This window comes from Pseudomonas putida (assembly GCF_028682455.1).
Classification (GTDB): domain Bacteria; phylum Pseudomonadota; class Gammaproteobacteria; order Pseudomonadales; family Pseudomonadaceae; genus Aquipseudomonas; species Aquipseudomonas putida_AA.
Window position 1 is genome coordinate 2,076,456 of the sequence record NZ_JANHLD010000001.1, and the last position, 15,474, is coordinate 2,091,929.

Consider the following 15,474-nt stretch of genomic DNA (forward strand, 5'->3'; position numbering starts at 1 on the left):
TGCCTTTAAAGGGCGTAGGCATGCGCCTTTGGTGCAAGGTTGTAATGCCCAGTTTTGGTGCTATGTTAGCCGCCCTTTTTCCGGTGCCGGAGAAAGCACGGGGAATGCTCCTCCGTGAATACGGTTCTTGCCGAGAGTTCTCGCCAAATATCGTGCTTTTTATAGTGGAATGCCCTGTAGGGGCCTTTCTATACTGCTCGCCCCTTTCGCACTGCCCACGCTTCGAGCGTCGACAGACGGGGCCGCTCACAAGGTGGCACCCGGCAAGGCAGCGTATCCGCCTATCGGCGATACCAGGCCTGCACGAACGGTCTATATCCAATAACAAAATGAGGTTGTATTTCTATGCCAGTCGGCAACCATCCTTCTCACGGTGAGACCGCCCAGGGCGGCCCACTCAAGCGAGAACTCGGCGAGCGACACATTCGCCTGATGGCGCTGGGCGCCTGTATCGGTGTCGGCCTGTTCCTCGGTTCGGCCAAGGCCATCGAAATGGCCGGTCCGGCAATCATGCTGTCCTACATCATCGGCGGCCTGGCGATCCTGGTGATCATGCGTGCCCTCGGTGAGATGGCGGTGCACAACCCGGTCGCAGGTTCCTTCAGCCGGTACGCCCAAGACTATCTCGGCCCGCTGGCGGGCTTCCTGACCGGCTGGAACTACTGGTTCCTGTGGCTGGTGACCTGCGTGGCGGAAATCACCGCGGTGGCCATCTACATGGGCATCTGGTTCCCCGACGTTCCCCGCTGGATCTGGGCACTGGCGGCCCTGGGCAGCATGGGTGCGATCAACCTGATCGCGGTCAAGGCCTTCGGTGAGTTCGAGTTCTGGTTCGCCCTGATCAAGATCGTCACCATCATTGCCATGGTGCTCGGCGGTATCGGCATCATCGCCTTCGGCTTTGGCAACGACGGTGTCGCCATGGGGATCTCCAACCTGTGGAGCAACGGCGGCTTCATGCCCAACGGTGTGACCGGCGTGCTGATGTCGCTGCAGATGGTGATGTTCGCCTACCTGGGCGTAGAGATGATCGGCCTGACCGCCGGTGAAGCGCGCAACCCGCAAAAAACCATTCCCCAGGCCATCGGCTCGGTGTTCTGGCGCATCCTGCTGTTCTACGTGGGCGCTTTGTTCGTGATCCTGTCGATCTACCCGTGGAACGAAATCGGCAGCCAGGGCAGCCCGTTCGTGATGACCTTCGAGCGTTTGGGCATCAAGACCGCAGCCGGCATCATCAACTTCGTGGTGATCACTGCGGCGCTGTCGTCGTGCAACGGCGGTATCTTCAGCACCGGGCGCATGCTCTACAGCCTGGCGCAGAACGGCCAGGCCCCGGCCACCTTCGCTCGCACCTCGAGCAACGGCGTGCCGCGCAATGCCTTGCTGCTGTCCATCGCCGCCCTGCTGCTGGGCGTGCTGGCCAACTACCTGGTACCGGAGAAAGTCTTCGTCTGGGTGACGGCAATCGCGACCTTCGGTGCGATCTGGACCTGGGTAATGATCCTCCTGGCGCAGCTCAAGTTCCGTGCCGGCCTGTCGACTGCTGAGCGCAAGGCGCTCAAGTACCGCATGTGGCTGTGGCCGCTGAGCTCGTACCTGGCGCTGGCGTTCCTGATCCTGGTGGTGGGCCTGATGGCTTACTTCGAGGAAACCCGCGTGGCCCTGTACATCGGCCCGGCCTTCCTGGTGATGCTCACCGTGCTGTACTACGTGTTCAAGTTGTCGCCAAAGGCCGACAACGCGCAACTGGCCCGTACTGCCTCTTGATGTGAGCCATCGCGGGGCAAGCCCGCTCCTGCCGGACCGGTGGGAGTGGGCGTGGAGGCATGACCGAATGTTTCCACTCAGGCACTCGTAGCCTGTTCAGCTGTCTCTTATGTCAGTAGCCGTGACATTCGCCCCAGCCACGTTCAGCGAGAGGGTGTTGTGTGAACCGCATGCTGCCACTCCCTCAATTCGCCAGGTATACCGTGGTAGGCATCGCCAATACCCTGGTGCACGGCGTGGTGTTCATGTGCCTGCACGTCGTGGCCGGGTTCAGCCAGACGGCGAGTAACTTCACGGCGTTCCTGGTGGCCTTGAGTTTTTCCAGCGTCGTCAATGCACGGTTTACCTTCAAGGCCAGCTTGTCGGCGCGTCGTTACCTGGCATTGGTGCTGAGCATGGGAAGCTTGAGCGTCGGCCTGGGTTACCTGGCAGATCGCAATGACTGGTGGCCGCTGCTGACCTTCCTGGTGTTTTCCCTGTGTAGCCTGGTGTTGGGCTTCATGTGTTCTCGGTATGTCTTTCGCGAGGTTCGTTGATGAACATTTCGCTGGTAGTGCCGGTGTACAACGAAGAGCTGGCCATTGCACCGTTCTATGAGGCAGTACAACGGACATTGCAGGGATGCTGCGAACGCCTGGAGATTGTCTTCGTCAACGATGGCAGCGAAGACCGCAGCGAGCTGCTGATACGCCAGCGGGTGCTGACGGATCCGGACGTCGTACTGATCAACCTGTCGCGCAACTTCGGCAAGGAGGCGGCATTGTTCGCTGGCCTGGAGCAGGCCAGTGGCGATGCGGTCATTCCGATAGATGTCGATCTGCAGGACCCGGTGGAGGTGATCCCGCAGTTGATCGAACAGTGGCAGGCCGGTGCAGAAGTGGTATTGGCCAAGCGCCGCAATCGTGCCCAGGACAGTTACTGGAAGCGGCGTAGCGCATCGATCTTCTATGCCTTGCTCAACCGAATTTCCCAAACCCCGATCGAAGAGAATGTCGGCGACTTCCGCTTGCTCGACCGCAAGGTCGTGGATGTGATCACCTCGATGCCCGAACACCAGTTGTTCATGAAGGGGGTGCTGTCGTGGGCCGGATTCACCACCGCTGTCATCGAATATGACCGGGCGCCACGCTCGGCTGGCGATACCCATTTCAATGGCTGGAAACTGTGGAACCTGGCACTGGAAGGCATCACTTCGTTCAGTACCTTGCCCTTGCGCCTGTGGACCTATATCGGTGGCAGCATTGCCTTGCTGGCGCTGGCCCATGCGGTGTTCCTGGTGGTGAACAAGGTGGTATTCGGCAACCCGGTACCGGGTTACCCGTCGTTGATGACCGCCATCCTGTTTCTGGGCGGGGTGCAGTTGATCGGTATCGGCATCCTCGGGGAGTACATCGGGCGCATCTACATGGAGTCCAAGCACCGGCCCCGCTATGTCATCCGCAACATTGTGGGTGGCTCCCGGCAGGATGTGGGGCACCCGGCGCTCAAGGACCTGAAGTGAGCGCGACCGGTGCGGTTTCCAGCCGTGCCATGTGGGTGTGCGGCTGCGCAGGTATCCTGCTGCTGGCTTCGGTGTTGCGTCTCTATCATCTCGACGTGCCGGTCATCTGGTACGACGAAGGCTTTTCCATCGCTCTGAGCTCGCTGGCACCGGGGCAGATACTGTTCCACACCGCGCGCGACGTTCACCCACCGCTCTATTACCTGGTGCTGCATGGCTGGATGGCGCTGATGGGCGACAGCGTCCAGAGCGTTCGCGGCCTGAGCGTCGCGACCGGGATATCGATCGTCGGGTTGGGCATGGCTGTGGCGCAGCAAGTGGCCGGCCGCCGGGCAGCGCTGATCGCGGGGCTGTTGCTGGCGGTGTTGCCTATCGCAGTACGTTACAGCCAGGAAGTGCGCATGTATTCGTTGCTGACCCTGCTGCTGCTTGCCGCCACCCTGGCGCTGCTCCTGTGGGTCAGGCAGCCGCAACGGCAACGCTATTTATGGGTATACGGGCTGTTGATGCTGGCTGCGCTGTATACCCATTACTTTGCCATCTGGTGCGTGATCGCCCATTGGTTGTATGTGCTGTGGTTGCCGGCGAGTGCCGAGGGACGGTTGAGCTCGCACCGCAGTTGGTGGCTGACCAATGCGCTCGTCGCGCTGGCCTTCACACCCTGGTTGCCTGCGCTGTTGCGACAGATCACCTACACCAAGCTGGTTGACTGGATCCCGACGGCGACGCTCGCCACCATCCCGGCCTCGCTGTGGCAGTTTTTCACCCTCGACAATGGCGAGAACCTTGGCTGGCCATTGTTCGTGCTGCCCCTGCTGGCAATGGTGGCTGTCTCGATCGTGGTGGTGGATAGCGATGCACGGCGCCGCAAGCCTGCCGCCTTGCTGGTCAGTGCCAGCTGGGTGCCGCTGGTGCTGGTGTGGCTGGCTTCATTCAGATTTCCCATGTTCGTCGAACGCTACCTGGTGTTCTCGGCCGTGGGCCTGGCGATCATGCTGGCCCTTGCACTGGATCGCCTGGGTGAACGTCGTCGTGGCTGGGCTGCAGTGCTGTTGGTGTGTTGCGTTGCCGGGCAGGTGCCGGGGGTTGCCCGGGTCTACAGCCAGAAAAACACCTTGAATGATGCCGCCGGCTGGTACGCCAACCGGATGGACGCCGTGCTTGGCCGGGTCAACAGCCAGTGGCAGCCTGGTGACGTGATGGTGGTCGATGGTCTGTACTGGTATTTCAGCGTGACGTACTACAACCGGACGGGTAGTGAGCCATTGCTGTATGACAATGGCGCCAAGGGGGACAGCAGCGGTACCTCCAGGACCAGTTTCGGAGGCGCGACCTTGCTCTACCCGCGTGCCGACAAGCTCTATGTGGCCGACCCGGGCCTTCTGGCTCCCGGGTCCGGCAGGGTCTGGTGGATAGGCGGCGTGCCGGACGATGGCAAGGAGCGCACATTGCCTGGCCATTGGCGCAAGATCGCCGAGGTAACCGAGGGGGCTACCCGGGCGATGCTGTTCGACGTCACGCCGCTTGCAGGTAGCCGGACGGTTCCTCGTTGAGTAGCGGATCAGGCCGCTTGCGGCTCGAAACTGTCGGCTCGTGCCATCGCCCACATCCGCGAATAGAACTCGCCACTGATCTGCCCGCTGAGCAACTCGCCGGGCTGGAGGAATACGTGCATCTGCGAGAACAACTTGATCTCGGTCGCCGAGACACGTCGTACCAGGTGCTTGGCCTCTAGCTGCGAGGGGTGGTCGAGGCCCGCGGCGGCGAGCATTTCGGCCAGGGCCTTGAGGGTGCTGTGGTGGAAGTTGAACACCCGCTGGGCTTTGTCCGGCACCACCAGGGCACGCTGGCGCAGGGCATCCTGGGTGGCGACGCCGGTCGGGCATTTGTTGGTGTGGCAGCTTTGTGACTGGATGCAGCCAATGGCAAACATGAAGCCGCGCGCCGAGTTGGCCCAGTCGGCACCGATGGCCAGCACGCTGGCGATGTCGAAGGCGCTGACGATCTTGCCGCTGGCGCCCAGCTTGATCTTGTCACGCAGATTGAGGCCGACCAGGGTGTTGTGGACGAACAGCAAGCCTTCGCGCAAGGGCACGCCAATATGGTCGGTGAATTCCACAGGCGCCGCGCCGGTGCCGCCTTCCTTGCCGTCGACGACGATGAAGTCCGGCAGGATGCCGGTTTCCAGCATGGCCTTGGCGATGCCCATGAATTCCCACGGGTGGCCCAGGCAGAACTTGAAGCCCACTGGCTTGCCGCCCGACAGCTCACGCAGCTGGGCAATGAACTGCATCATCTCGACAGGGGTGGAAAAGGCACTGTGGCGCGACGGTGAGATGCAGTCCTCACCCATCATCACGCCGCGGGTCTCGGCGATCTCGCGGGTGACCTTGTGCTTGGGCAGGATGCCGCCATGGCCGGGTTTGGCCCCCTGGCTCATCTTGATTTCGATCATCCGCACTTGCGGGCTGCGGGCTTGCTCGGCAAAGCGCTCGGGGTCGAAGCGACCATCGGAAGTGCGGCAACCGAAGTAGCCACTGCCCAGCTCCCAGGTCAGGTCGCCGCCATGCTCGCGGTGATAGGGGCTGATGCTGCCTTCGCCGGTGTCATGGGCGAAGTTGCCCAGCTTGGCACCCTGGTTGAGGGCGCGAATGGCATTGGCGCTGAGCGAGCCGAAGCTCATGGCCGAGATGTTGAACACCGAAGCCGAGTAGGGCTGGGTGCATTGCGGGCCGCCGACGATCACCCGGAACGCCGCCGGGTCGCTCAGGGGCGCGGGGCGCATGGAGTGACCGATGAATTCGAAACCCGACTGGTAGACGTCGATCAGGGTACCGAACGGTTTGTCCGAAGCTTCGTTCTTGGCCCGGGCGTACACCAGCGAGCGCTGTGCCCGGGAGAACGGCAGGGCGTCGCTGTCGGACTCGAGCAAGTACTGGCGGATCTCTGGGCGAATGCCTTCGACCAGGTAGCGGATGTTGCCCAGGATCGGGTAGTTGCGCCGCACCGCGTGGCGACTCTGCAGCAGGTCGAACAGGCCGATCAAGCTGAGAATCGCGGTGGCCAGGGTGAATGGCCAAAGCCACTCATGGTGCAGGAAGGGCAGGCTGGCCAGGGTGAACAGGACACAGGCGGCGAAAAAGGCGTAGCGGCTCAAAAGTGACAGGCTCATGCGGGTTCCTTTCGGTGGCACGGTCAGGCTCAGGGCCTGGAACAACTTCCGACCTTATCCCGGTTGCACGCGCCAGCGCCAGCCCACGAACATGAAGCCTTGCCGTCGATCAAACGCAGTGAACATCATTCCCGGCCTTGCAGGCCGGGCTCGCGGATCAACCGATCCCGCAACTCGCCCTGCTGGTCGGCTGCGACTGCAGCATCGAAGTGAACCGTGCCGGCAATCAGGCTGGCGACAGGTATACCGTCGCGGTAGAGCAGGCGGTTGGCGCTGAGTGCCGGCACCTTGGCTCCGGGCAGCAAGGTGCCGACCAGGTTCAACGGATCGCTGGCACTGATCGCCACCAGGCTGGCATCCACTGGGCGCCTGCGTACTTCGCGCAGCAGCGCCACGGCTTCGGGCAGGGCGAATTGCTCACCGGCCAGACCGCTGATGAAACGCCCGCCACGGATCTCGCCCCGGGCTTCCAGGCGGTGATAGCAACGCAGCAGTTCGCGCCAGCTCGGCAGCCAGTCGGCCTCGCGCTCCAGCAACCGCCAGCAGACCACGCCGTAGCGGCGCAGCAAGGTACGGGCGATGTGTTCCAGTGATTGATCACGATTGTCGGGCGCCGTGGCCTTGCGCAGCAGGGCCCAGCGCCCGGCGTCTTGCATGCCGCCGAACGACGGGCCGCGCCCGCGACGGTGACTGCGCCCCTGGCGCTTGCTGGCCGGGGTGATCAGTGCCCGCAGTCCGGCAAAGCTGTCGGCACTGATCAACCCGGCTGCGACCAATTCCTGCAGGGCGTTTTCCAGCTCGCTGGCCAGCAGGTGGGCGTCATGCACCAGCTCATCGAAGAACAAGGCGCCGTGCTCGCTCAACAGCGTATGCACCCGTTGCGCCTTCAGGCTCAGATTGCTGCTGTCCAGGGCAGGGCTCAGGGCTCGCCACAGCCCCAGGCGAGTACGTGGCAAGAGCACCAGGGGTGTGCTGCGCAGGGTGCTGGCCGCCGCACCGGGCGCCAGGCGCGCCCACACAAACTTGCCGGCGCGGCAGGCTTCATCCAGCCACAACGGGCTGTAGTCCTTGATGCGGCTGGGCAGCAAGTCGCTCTCCCAGGCACTTGCCGCCGCGGGATAGCCCTCGAACTGTTCCAGCACTTCACTGAGCGCAGCAGGGCCTTGCAAGCGCGTGGTCGCGCCCAGGTGCTGCCAGTCGAACAGAAAACGCATGAAGTCCTGCAGGCTGACCGGTTCTATCTCCCGGCGCAGGCGCCTGACCGTGTAGCGGTGGATACGAGCCAGCAGGTGCCGTTCGCACCATTGCAGTTCCTGCTGGCCGGGGCTGAAGTAACCGCGCATCACATAGCCTTCGGCCTCCAGGCGCGCCAGGGCCAGCTCGAGGTCCGCGGGCGGCAGTTGCAGCGGGGCGGCGATGTGCGCCAGGGTCAACGGCCCGAAGCCGCTCAGGCGTGCGCGCACCAGTTCGACCAGCGCCGTGTCGGCATCGAAGGGCTGGTCGAAGCCGGACAGTGTCGGAACATCCGGCGTCATCGCGGCTCGTGGGTACAGCGCGCGTAGCAAGGTCAGGCGCTCGCGGGCCAGCCACAGCCCCGGGCCGCTGTCCGGTTGCAGGCAACAGGCCCTGCCTGCTGCCGCCAGCTCGTCGAGCCAGGCTTGCCAGCCGGGATTAGCCTCGACTTCGTGCTGGCTGATGCAGGCCAGACTCATCAGTGCCTCATGCATTTCATCGCTGCCGGTGGGCGAGGGCCAGGCTTCGGTTTCAACCGCGGCGATGGCATCGGGGTCCAGCGCGCCCAGGTCGTCGCTGCTTTGCACCTCGTTCCAGCGCCGGTTGAGCACCGCCTGGGTGCGCCGTTCTTCCAGCGGCGCGTCATCGAGAAAGGTGTAGGGGCGGGCATTGAGAATGGCCGATGCCAGCGGCGAGGGCGCCGGCAGGTCGCGGCTGATCAGCCGGACCTCGCCGTGTTCGATACGCCGCAGCAGGGCCAGCCAGCCTTCGCTGTCCATGGCCTCGTGCAGGCAGTCGTCGAGGGTTTGCTCGACCAGGGGGTGATCGGGAATCTGCCGCTCGCCGGCGAGGTTCTCCAGGCAGGCGATTTGATCGGGAAAGACGGCGGCGATCAGGTCTTCGCTTTTCATCCGCTGGATCTGTGGCGCCACCTTGCGCCCGCCGACAAAACGCGGCAAGGCCAGGGCGGTGCCGGCGTTCCAGCGCCAGCGGACGCCGAACAACGGCGCATCGAGCAGAGCCTGGATCAGCACCGCTTGCGCCGTGTTGCTCGACAGGTAGCGCCACACCTCGTCGAGGGCGAAGCTGTGGCTGGCCGACAGCGACAGCACGATAGCGTCTTCGCTGGCCGCGGCCTGCAGCTCGAAATTGAAGGTGCGGCAGAAACGCTTGCGCAAGGCCAACCCCCAGGCGCGGTTGATCCGGCTGCCAAAGGGGCTGTGAATGATCAGTTGGGTGCCGCCGGACTCGTCGAAGAATCGCTCCATGATCAGGGTCTGCTGCGAGGGCAGGGCGCCGAGTACCTCGCGGGTGCGGGCCAGGTAGTCGAGTAGTTGCTCGGCGCTGTCCGGGGCCAGGCCCGTATCGTTCTGCAGCCAGTCGAGCAGGGGCTGCAGTTGGTCGCCGGACTCACCCAGGCGCCGGTCGATTTCTGCTTGCAGGCGCGCCACGCCGAACGACAGTTCATCGCTGCGCCCAGGAGCTTCGCCAAGCCAGAAGGGGATGCTCGGTGGCAACCCCTTGGCGTCCTCGACCCGCACCTTGCCGGTTTCTACCCGCAGGATTCGGTATGACGCGTTGCCCAACTGGAAGATATCGCCGGCGATGCTTTCCACGGCAAAGTCTTCGTTCACGCTGCCGATGTTCAGCCCCTGGGGTTCGAGCAGCACTGCATAGTCGGCATTGTCGGGAATGGTGCCGCCGCTGGTCAGCGCGGTCAGTTGGCTGCCGCGCCGCCCGCGCAGGCTGGCGCTGACCGCATCGCGATGCAGGTAGGCGCTGCGCACGCCCAGGCGACCATTGAAACCTTCGGCGAGCATGCGCAGCAGCGCCTGGTAATGGGCCTGGTCCAGGTCGGCATAGGGCATCGCCCGGCACAGGCAGTGGTACAGCGCTTGCTCATCCCAGGGCTGGCAACTGACTTCGGCGACGATCTGCTGGGCCAGTACATCCAGCGGTGCCCGGGGAATGTGCAGCAGGTCCAGCTCGCCCCGTCGCACGCAATCGAGCAGGGCCGCGCACTCGATCAAGTCGTCCCTGGACAGGGGAAACAGCCGCCCCTTGGGCGTGCCCTCGACCTGATGCCCCGCGCGACCGACGCGCTGCAGGAAGGCCGCAATGGAGCCGGGCGAGCCCATCTGGCATACCAGTTCGACTTCGCCAATATCGATCCCGAGCTCAAGCGATGCGGTGGCGACCAGCACCTGCAGTTCGCCACGCTTGAGACGCTGCTCGGCGTCCAGGCGGTGTTCCTTGGCCAGGCTGCCATGGTGGGCGGCCACCGCGTGCTGCCCCAGGCGCTCGCTCAGGTGGCGGGTCAGGCGTTCGGCCAGGCGCCGGGTGTTTACGAATACCAGTGTGGTGCGGTGTTCCCGGGCCAGTTGCGCGAGGCGCTCATAGACCAGTGACCAGACATCGGTGGCCATCACCGCCCCCAAGGGCACCGGCGGCACTTCCAGGCCCAGGTCGCGAGTGCGGGCGTGGCCGATGTCGACAACGGCGCAGTCGCGATCCTTGCCGACCAAAAAAGCGGCGACACGCTCTACCGGACGCTGGGTTGCCGACAGGCCGATACGCCGCAAGGGGCGATCACACAGGGCTTGCAGGCGCTCCAGGCTCAGGCCCAGGTGACTGCCGCGCTTGTTGCCGGCCAGTGCATGGATTTCGTCGACGATCACCGTATGCACACTGGTAAGGCCCTGGCGTCCGGATTCGGAGCCGAGCAGTACATACAGCGACTCGGGCGTGGTGACCAGAATATGCGGCGCTTTGCGGCGCATGGCTGTGCGTTCTTTTTGCGGGGTATCGCCGCTGCGCACGGCCGTGCGGATCTGCAGCGGCTCATGGCCGTGTTCGACCAGGGCCTCGTTGATTCCGGCCAGGGGAGCTTGCAGGTTGATCTGGATATCGTTGGAGAGCGCCTTGAGTGGCGAGACATAGACCACCTGGGTCTGGTCTGGCAGCTCGCCAGTGGCCAGGCCCTGCTTGAACAATTCATCGAGGATTGCCAGGAAGGCAGTGAGGGTCTTGCCCGAGCCGGTGGGGGCGGCTACCAGCAATGACTGGCCGCGACGAATCAGTGGCCAGGCCCTGGCCTGGGCGGCGGTCACGGTCGGGAAACGACGCTGGAACCAGGTGCGGACCGCGGGGTGGAAGGCGTCCAGTTCCGGGTGGTTCAAGGCAGGTAGGTTCATGGCCTGTTTATGCGGCCAAGCGGGCGGGGTTGCAAGGGGCGTTCGTCAGGCGCTGTGCAGGGGCGGGCTTGCCCCGCGAGGCGATGGGGCGGCTGGGTGAGATTGTGCGCCCCCCCGACAACATGTGATCCTTGCGCGCTTTTTTCAGTCACGAGACCCCCATGAGCAAAACTATCCGCATCGCCGCCGCCCTGTTACTCGACCCCCAGGGTCGCACCCTGCTGGTACGCAAGCGCGGCACCCAGGCCTTCATGCAGCCTGGTGGCAAGATCGAAGCCAGCGAGCAGCCGGTCAATGCCCTGGCTCGCGAACTGTTCGAAGAGCTGGGTTTGCAGATCGACCAGCAAGACGCCGAGTACCTTGGCCAGTTCAGCGCGCCGGCCGCCAACGAGCCGGGTTTTGAAGTTCAGGCCGAGCTGTTCCTGGTGCGCACCGCGATGCCGGTCGAGCCTGGCGCCGAGATCGCAGAAGTGGTCTGGGTATCGGCCCGTAAGCCCTTGACCCTGGCGCTGGCGCCACTTACCCGGGACTTGATTCTGCCCCTGTATCGGCGCTTAACTGGCCAACCCGCCTGACCCCAAAATCGCAAAGGAATGCCCCATGATCCCCGCTCAAGAATGGCTGCTGTTTACCGGCGCGGCCCTGTTGATGGTACTGACCCCCGGCCCTAACATGATCTACCTGATTTCGCGCTCGATCTGCCAGGGCCGCATGGCCGGGATCACGTCGCTGGTGGGGGTGGTCGCCGGGTTTCTGGTGCACATGACGGCAGCGGCGGTGGGGCTGACCGCCCTGTTCATGGCGGTACCCCTGGGCTACGACCTGCTCAAGTGGGCGGGCGCCGCGTACCTGCTGTGGATGGCCTGGCAAGCGGTAAGGCCCGGGGCGCGCTCGCCGTTCGAGGCGCGTGAGCTGACGCCGGACTCACCCGCCAAGCTGGTGATGATGGGCTTTCTGACCAGTGTGCTGAACCCCAAGGTGGCGATGTTCTACCTGTCGATCCTGCCGCAGTTCATCTCCCCCGAGCATGGCTCGCTGCTGGCCCAGAGCCTGACCCTGGGGCTGACCCAGATTACCGTGAGCTTCTCGGTAAACCTGTTGATCGCCGTGTTCGCCGCCGGCCTGTCGGCCTGGTTCGTGCGGTATCCGTTGTGGCTGATGGTGCAGCGCTACGTGATGGGCTTTGTGCTGGCGGGCCTGGCGCTGCGCCTGGTGCAGGAGCAGCGCAAGCTGGCCTGAGCCTCAGCGCACCGCGCTGACACCGTCGAGAGTGGAGAACGAGGTGTCCTTGGCGGTCAGCAGAAAGTCGCGCATGTAGGGCGCATCGAGCATATCGGTGCGTACTGCGGCATAGAGGGTGGCGAACAGGCCCTTGTCGCCCAAGCGCTTGCCCTTGACGTATCCGCGCGAGCTGTACTCGTGCAACGCCCAGTGCGGCATGCCGCACACTCCCCGTCCGCTCGCCACCAATTGCATCATCATCACCGTCAGCTCGGCAGTGCGTACCTGGGCAGGTTCGACGTCGGCCGGCTCCAGGAAGCGGGTGAAGATATCCAGGCGGTCACGCTCCACCGGGTAGGTGATCAGCGTCTCGCTCGCCAGGTCTTCCGGCACGATGTAGGGCTTGCTCGCCAGAGGATGCTGGTTGGCCACCGCGAGCATGGCCTCATAGGTGAACAACGGCACATAGGTCAGGCCGGCCAGCTCCAGCGGGTCGGACGTCACTACCAGGTCGAGGTCGCCTCGGGCCAGGGCAGGGAGCGGGGCGAAGGCAAATCCCGATGCCAGGTCCAGCTCGACTTCAGGCCAGGCGTCGCGGAACTGGTCGATAGTCGGCATCAGCCACTGGAAGCAACTGTGGCATTCGATGGCCATGTGCAGGCGCCCGGCGGTGCCGCCGGCCAGGCGGGCAATATCACGCTCGGCGCCGCGCAGCAGGGGCAGCGTGGCGTCGGCCAGTTGCAGCAGGCGCAGGCCGGCACTGGTGAAACGGATCGGCTTGGTCTTGCGCATGAACAACTGCATGCCCAGCCGCTCTTCCAGTTCCTTGAACTGGTGGGACAGTGCCGATTGCGTCAGGTGCAAGCGTTCGGCGGCTTCGACCAGGCTGTCGGCTTCACGCAGGGCATGCAGGGTTTTCAGGTGACGAATTTCCAGCACCGGGGGCTCCATGAGTAAATTTTGAGATGAACACGAATTTATTGAGTTTGTCTCATGATGGCCTGGCTGTCGACAATAGCGCCATCTTTTACATGGAGCACGACAGTCATGGCACTGGCCCACAACCTTGGATTCCCCCGCATCGGCGCTGACCGCGAACTGAAAAAAGCCCAGGAGGCCTACTGGAAAGGCGACCTCGACCTGGCCGGTCTGCACGCGGTAGGCCGTGAGCTGCGTGCCCGTCACTGGCAGGTGCAGAAGGATGCCGGTATCGAGCTGCTGCCAGTGGGCGACTTTGCCTGGTACGACCAGGTGCTCACGCATTCGCTGGCCTTTGGCGCGATCCCCGAGCGCTTCGCCAAGACCCTGGGCAGCGATGGCCTGCCGACCCTCGACACACTGTTCGCCATGGCCCGTGGCGCCACCACCCAGTGTTGTGGCGGCGAGCATGGCCAGGCGCAGTATGCCCAGGAGCTGACCAAGTGGTTCGACACCAACTACCACTACTTGGTCCCGGAATTCAGTGCCGACCAGCGTTTCTTGCTCAGCTGGGAGCAACTGTTCGAGGAAGTCGCCGAAGCCCAGGCCCTGGGCCATGCCGTCAAACCGGTGCTGATCGGCCCGCTGACCTACCTGTGGCTGGGCAAGGCCAAGGGCGGTGAATTCGACAAGCTCGATCTGCTGGAGCGCCTGCTGCCGGTCTACGGTGAAATCCTCAGCCGCCTGTCCCGCCAGGGCGTGGAATGGGTGCAGATCGATGAGCCGATCCTCGGCCTGGACCTGCCCCAGGAATGGAAGAACGCCTTCGAGCGGGCCTATCACATTCTCCAGTACTCGCCCCTGAAAAAATTGGTCGCCACCTACTTCAGCGGCCTGGAGGACAACCTTGGCCTGGCCGTCGGCCTGCCCGTGGATGGCTTGCATGTCGACCTGGTCCGTGCCCCGGATCAATTGCCGGCGGTGCTTGATCGCCTGCCGACCTACAAAGTGCTGTCGCTGGGCGTGGTCAACGGGCGCAACGTCTGGCGCTGCGACCTGGACACGGCCCTCGAGCAACTGCAGCAGGCCCGCCAGCGTTTCGGTGCCAACCTGTGGGTTGCCGGTTCCTGCTCACTGTTGCACAGTCCGGTTGACCTGGGGCGCGAAGACAAGCTGGATGCCGAGCTGAAAAGCTGGCTGGCCTTCGCCGTGCAGAAGTGCGAAGAGATCGCCGTGCTGGCCAAGGCCCTGGACGCACCGCACCTGCCACTGGTGCAAAACGCCCTGGCCAGCAGTCGTGCCGTGCAGCAAAACCGCGCCGAGTCGCCACGCATCCACAAGCCCCAGGTGCAGGCTCGCCTGGCGGCGGTCACTACCGCCGACAGCCAGCGCCAGTCAGCCTTTGCCCAGCGCATCGATGCCCAGCGCCAGCGCTTGCAACTGCCGGCGTTCCCGACCACCACCATCGGTTCGTTCCCGCAAACCTCGGCCATTCGCCTGGCGCGCCAGGCGTTCAAGCAAGGCAAGCTGTCGGCCAACGACTACACCGATGCCATGCACAGCGAGATCCGCCATGCCGTACAGGTGCAGGAGCGCCTGGGGCTGGACGTACTGGTGCATGGCGAGGCCGAGCGCAACGACATGGTCGAGTACTTTGCCGAGCAGCTCGACGGCTACATCTTTACCCGCTTCGGCTGGGTACAGAGCTACGGCTCGCGCTGCGTGAAGCCTGCGATCATCTACGGTGACCTGAGCCGCCCGCAGGCCATGACCGTCGCCTGGATCGAATACGCCCAGCGCCTGACCAGCAAAGTCATGAAGGGCATGCTGACGGGGCCGGTGACCATGCTGATGTGGTCCTTCCCACGCGAGGATGTGTCTCGCAAGGTCCAGGCCGAACAACTGGCCCTGGCCATTCGCGACGAAGTGCAGGACCTGGAAGCGGCCGGGATCAAGATCGTGCAGATCGACGAAGCGGCGTTCCGCGAAGGCTTGCCGCTGCGCCGGGCGCAATGGCAGCAGTACCTGGACTGGGCCGTGCAAGCCTTCCGCCTGTGCTCGAGCGGCGTGCGTGACGAAACCCAGATCCATACCCACATGTGCTACAGCGAATTCAACGATGTGATCGAAGCGATCGCGGCGATGGATGCCGACGTCATCACCATCGAGACGTCGCGATCGGACATGGAACTGCTGGAAGCGTTCGAAGCCTTCGACTACCCCAATGACATTGGTCCTGGCGTCTACGACATCCACTCGCCACGTGTGCCGGACACTGTCGAAATGGTCAAGTTGATGAGCAAGGCGGTCAAGCGCATCCCGGCCGAGCGCCTGTGGGTCAACCCCGACTGCGGCCTCAAGACCCGTGCCTGGCCCGAGACCGAAGCGGCATTGGTGAACATGGTGGCCGCGGCACGGCAGCTGCGTAGCGAGCTGGCGTAGGGCACGCAGGCGTCCTGGTTGGTCAG

10 protein-coding genes are annotated in these 15,474 nt (G+C 64.0%); 7 read left to right on the top strand and 3 right to left on the bottom strand.

Annotated features, from left to right (window positions below; genetic code table 11):
• Nucleotides 1-345: 345 nt before the first annotated feature.
• From NPS58_RS10010 to NPS58_RS10025, 4 genes are all read left to right on the top strand, one after another.
• A complete protein-coding gene (locus NPS58_RS10010) occupies nucleotides 346-1,767 on the top strand; it encodes an amino acid permease (RefSeq protein ID WP_028943453.1) in 1,422 nt (473 codons plus the stop codon).
• A gap of 170 nt (nucleotides 1,768-1,937) precedes the next feature.
• On the top strand, nucleotides 1,938-2,303 hold the full coding sequence (locus NPS58_RS10015) for a GtrA family protein (RefSeq protein ID WP_274115203.1): 366 nt from the start codon (nucleotides 1,938-1,940) through the stop codon (nucleotides 2,301-2,303).
• On the top strand, nucleotides 2,303-3,268 hold the full coding sequence (locus tag NPS58_RS10020; protein WP_274115204.1) for a glycosyltransferase family 2 protein: 966 nt from the start codon (nucleotides 2,303-2,305) through the stop codon (nucleotides 3,266-3,268). The genes NPS58_RS10015 and NPS58_RS10020 overlap by 1 nt, the downstream gene beginning before the upstream one ends.
• A complete protein-coding gene (locus NPS58_RS10025; protein ID WP_274115205.1) occupies nucleotides 3,265-4,821 on the top strand; it encodes a glycosyltransferase family 39 protein in 1,557 nt (518 codons plus the stop codon). The genes NPS58_RS10020 and NPS58_RS10025 overlap by 4 nt, the downstream gene beginning before the upstream one ends.
• Nucleotides 4,822-4,829: 8 nt before the next feature.
• Here NPS58_RS10025 and NPS58_RS10030 read toward each other — a convergent pair whose 3' ends face one another.
• Both NPS58_RS10030 and NPS58_RS10035 read right to left on the bottom strand, forming a co-directional pair.
• Nucleotides 4,830-6,440 (bottom strand): FMN-binding glutamate synthase family protein, encoded by a 1,611-nt coding sequence (locus NPS58_RS10030; RefSeq protein ID WP_274115206.1) that lies wholly within the window; start codon nucleotides 6,438-6,440, stop codon nucleotides 4,830-4,832.
• Between the two features lie 125 nt (nucleotides 6,441-6,565).
• The gene (locus tag NPS58_RS10035; RefSeq protein ID WP_274115207.1) at nucleotides 6,566-10,867 is read right to left on the bottom strand and encodes a DEAD/DEAH box helicase; all 4,302 of its coding nucleotides are present in this window, start codon (nucleotides 10,865-10,867) and stop codon (nucleotides 6,566-6,568) included.
• Nucleotides 10,868-11,028: 161 nt separating this feature from the next.
• On the opposite strand from NPS58_RS10035, the gene NPS58_RS10040 reads away from it, so the two are divergent.
• Together NPS58_RS10040 and NPS58_RS10045 are read left to right on the top strand one after the other, a co-directional pair.
• Entirely contained in the window at nucleotides 11,029-11,442 is a 414-nt protein-coding gene (locus tag NPS58_RS10040) for an NUDIX hydrolase (RefSeq protein ID WP_274115208.1), read from the top strand.
• Between the two features lie 25 nt (nucleotides 11,443-11,467).
• Nucleotides 11,468-12,106, top strand: coding sequence for a LysE family translocator (locus NPS58_RS10045; RefSeq protein ID WP_274115209.1), 639 nt, complete (start codon nucleotides 11,468-11,470; stop codon nucleotides 12,104-12,106).
• Between the two features lie 3 nt (nucleotides 12,107-12,109).
• Here NPS58_RS10045 and metR read toward each other — a convergent pair whose 3' ends face one another.
• A complete protein-coding gene (gene metR, locus NPS58_RS10050; RefSeq protein WP_274115210.1) occupies nucleotides 12,110-13,027 on the bottom strand; it encodes a transcriptional regulator MetR in 918 nt (305 codons plus the stop codon).
• Between the two features lie 108 nt (nucleotides 13,028-13,135).
• On the opposite strand from metR, the gene metE reads away from it, so the two are divergent.
• A complete protein-coding gene (gene metE, locus NPS58_RS10055; protein ID WP_274115211.1) occupies nucleotides 13,136-15,448 on the top strand; it encodes a 5-methyltetrahydropteroyltriglutamate--homocysteine S-methyltransferase in 2,313 nt (770 codons plus the stop codon).
• The last annotated feature ends 26 nt before the right edge of the window (nucleotides 15,449-15,474 follow it).